The following is a 2850-nucleotide window of genomic DNA, read 5'->3' as shown; positions in this document are numbered from 1 at the left end:
TGGGTAACAAAATTACGTGAGTGAACCATTATCCTTCGGTAACATTTTTATATGAGTTGACACGCGAGGCATCCTGCTAATGCTCTACGATTATTTACAGTATAGCTCACGATTTTGGAAGATAAACCCTGGGGAGAGAAAACGATGGGGACATCCCTTCAGTAAAGGGAAGAAGAAAAAGCAGATGCACCAAGCGAATCCGCGTTGTTCGCCTGTGAAGGCGGAGATCAAGAAACGTTTCTTTGTGGTAAAAAAAGGGTTCCCTGCAACCAGGTCCCCCTTGGGTCTGCTTATTGAATGTATGTAGCATAAGGATAGATATATAAGTTCAAATACTGCCGTCGCGAACTTCCAGATAACGCTCCAGCTTGCGCTTGACGCGCTGCAGGGCGTTGTCGATCGATTTGACGTGGCGATTCAAATCCACCGCGATCTCCTGATAGGACCTTCCGTCCAAATACAGCATAAGCACTTTGCGCTCCAAATCGCTGAGGATCTCGGACATCTTGTCCTCCAGGCCGGTAAACTCTTCCTGGTTGATGATCAATTCTTCCGGATCGCTCACCTGAGAGCCGCAAATGACGTCGAGCAACGTTCGGTCCGATTCCTCATCGTAGATCGGCTTGTCCAAGGAAACGTACGAATTCAGCGGAATATGCTTCTGCCTCGTTGCCGTCTTGATCGCGGTAATGATCTGGCGCGTAATGCACAGCTCCGCGAACGCTTTGAACGAAGCAAGCTTATCCCCCCGAAAGTCCCGGATCGATTTGTAGAGTCCGATCATGCCTTCCTGGATGATATCTTCGCGGTCGGCACCGATGAGAAAATAAGACCTCGCCTTAGCGCGCACGAAGCTCCGATACTTGTTAATCAAGTATTCCAACGCTTCACTGTCGCCCTCTCGAACCGCCTCGACAATGTCTTCGTCACTTTGGATCTCATAGTCAAACCTTACCCATGTATCGAGTTTGACACTCACCACAAATCCCTCCGGCCGCAACGCACGGTTCCCCGTCACTCATTCAAGTAATACGAACAGTATATATGAAGGTGCATACTAGCGTCAACCGCAAAAGTACCAAAAGATGTAAAGTCGAACTTTGTCAAGGGTATATGGTAGTAGAACTCGAGAATTCCCTTTCATTCCCTGCGCCATCGTTCAAACAACTGTCTCAGCTCTGGGCTTAGCTTGGCATCCAGCGTATTGCGGCTGGAATTGGCGCTGCGCTCGGCGATTTTGGCCTGGATTTCCTTCTCGCTTTGCTCTACCTGAATCAAGAGTTCCCTGGCCGATATCCGCAGCGCGCCCTGTCCAAAAATCACGTGCTGCTCCACCATATCGCTTGTGGCAACATAGATTTGCCGGCGACGGTGGCTCAGCTCACCGACCAGCCGTTCAATGCATTCGTCGGCCGTTTCCTTCTCTTTCGTGAAAACCAGCTCCACCTTGTTCTGGGTATAGGACTTGCCCAGCCCCGGAACCCGATAAGCATCAAAGACGACGATTACCTTTCTCCCGGAAAAAGCTTGATAATCGGCGAGCCGCTCAAGCAGCCTGTCCCTTGCAGCCTGCAGATCCCGCTTGGACAGTTCCGCCAGCTCAGGCCAGCCGCCGATCATATTGTATCCGTCCACCAATAGCACATCGCGCACATCGCGCATGGCCTTTATCCTTCAGCGCGTCGTCTGCGCAGCACTTCGTACATAATGACCCCGGCCGCAACCGAGGCGTTCAGGGAATTGAGCCGTCCGTTCATCGGGAGCTTGACCAGGACGTCGCACGTTTCCCGAACGAGGCGCCCCATACCTTTGTTCTCATTGCCGATGACGATCGCCACCGGCCCGGTCAGCACGTTGCCGCTGCGATACATCTCTTCTTTTGCACCTACGTCTGTACCAACGATCCATACGCCTGCTTCCTTCAATTGCTCCATGGTCTGAACCAAATTCGTTACCCGTGCAACGGGGACGTACTCCACCGCTCCGGCCGAGGTTTTCGACACGGTGGCAGTCACCGATGCCGAGCGGCGTTTTGGAATAATAACTCCATGCACCCCGGTGCACTCTGCTGTCCGGAGAATCGAGCCCAAATTATGCGGGTCTTCAATCTCGTCCAGAATCAACAAGAAAGGCGGTTCCCCGCGTTCCTGCGCACGGGCCAGTAAATCGTCCACTTCCGCGTAGGCGTAAGGGGCAACTTGAGCGACCACGCCCTGATGCTGCAGGCCGGGCGCCATTTGGTCCAGCTTGCGCTTGTCCACAAATTGCACGACAATGCCGTGTTTTTTCGCTTCAGCCACGATTGGCTGGGTAAGATGCTTCTGGGCGCCTTCGGCCACCCATATTTTATTGATTGTGCGGCCGGCATGCAGCGCTTCAAGCAGCGAATGCTTGCCGCCAATCCATTCTTGTTCCTCCATTGGAATCCTCCTATGCAATGGTGACACTTTGTTAGTCACGGTCCCGATTGTCCTCTAAATCGGCAAATCCGTGAGCAATCAACTCGCGGAGGCGATCATGCGCTCCGGTGTAATATAAGTAACCGACCAGGCTCTCTAAAGCGGTGGCGAGTCGGTAATCTTGCACGTTGGCGTTCTTCGGCACCGTGCCGGACTTGGCGTTGCGTCCTTGGCGGACAACGTCCTTCTCTTCTTCGGTGAGCAGCGGCTCGATCTGCTCCAGCAGCCGCGCCTGCGCCTTGGCCGAGACGTACTTCGTCGACTGGCCGTGCAGGTGATGGGGCCGCAGGTTCGGGCGGGCCATCACGTGTTGGCGGACGGCGACCTCGTAGACGGCGTCGCCGATGTAGGCGAGGGCGAGCGGCGGCAGCAGCCGAGCCGGCTTGGCGGG

4 protein-coding genes are annotated in these 2850 nt (G+C 54.2%); all 4 read right to left on the bottom strand.

Features of this window, described 5'->3' with window-relative positions:
• Positions 1 to 328: 328 nt before the first annotated feature.
• Positions 329 to 982, bottom strand: coding sequence for an RNA polymerase sporulation sigma factor SigH (gene sigH / locus PBA01S_RS22430; RefSeq protein ID WP_016310702.1), 654 nt, complete (start codon positions 980 to 982; stop codon positions 329 to 331).
• A 158-nt stretch (positions 983 to 1140) separates the two neighbouring features.
• Complete coding sequence (locus PBA01S_RS22425) at positions 1141 to 1662, bottom strand: NYN domain-containing protein (protein ID WP_016310701.1); 522 nt, start codon at positions 1660 to 1662, stop codon at positions 1141 to 1143.
• Between the two features lie 5 nt (positions 1663 to 1667).
• Positions 1668 to 2420, bottom strand: coding sequence for a 23S rRNA (guanosine(2251)-2'-O)-methyltransferase RlmB (gene rlmB, locus PBA01S_RS22420; protein WP_127576772.1), 753 nt, complete (start codon positions 2418 to 2420; stop codon positions 1668 to 1670).
• A 31-nt stretch (positions 2421 to 2451) separates the two neighbouring features.
• A partial coding sequence (locus PBA01S_RS22415) for a Mini-ribonuclease 3 (protein ID WP_255315425.1) occupies positions 2452 to 2850 on the bottom strand: 399 nt, incomplete at its 5' end.

The organism is Paenibacillus barengoltzii NBRC 101215 (assembly GCF_004000745.1).
Taxonomy (GTDB): domain Bacteria; phylum Bacillota; class Bacilli; order Paenibacillales; family Paenibacillaceae; genus Fontibacillus; species Fontibacillus barengoltzii.
The sequence above is the reverse complement of the archived record's forward strand: the minus strand, read 5'-3'. Positions and strand labels throughout refer to the sequence as shown.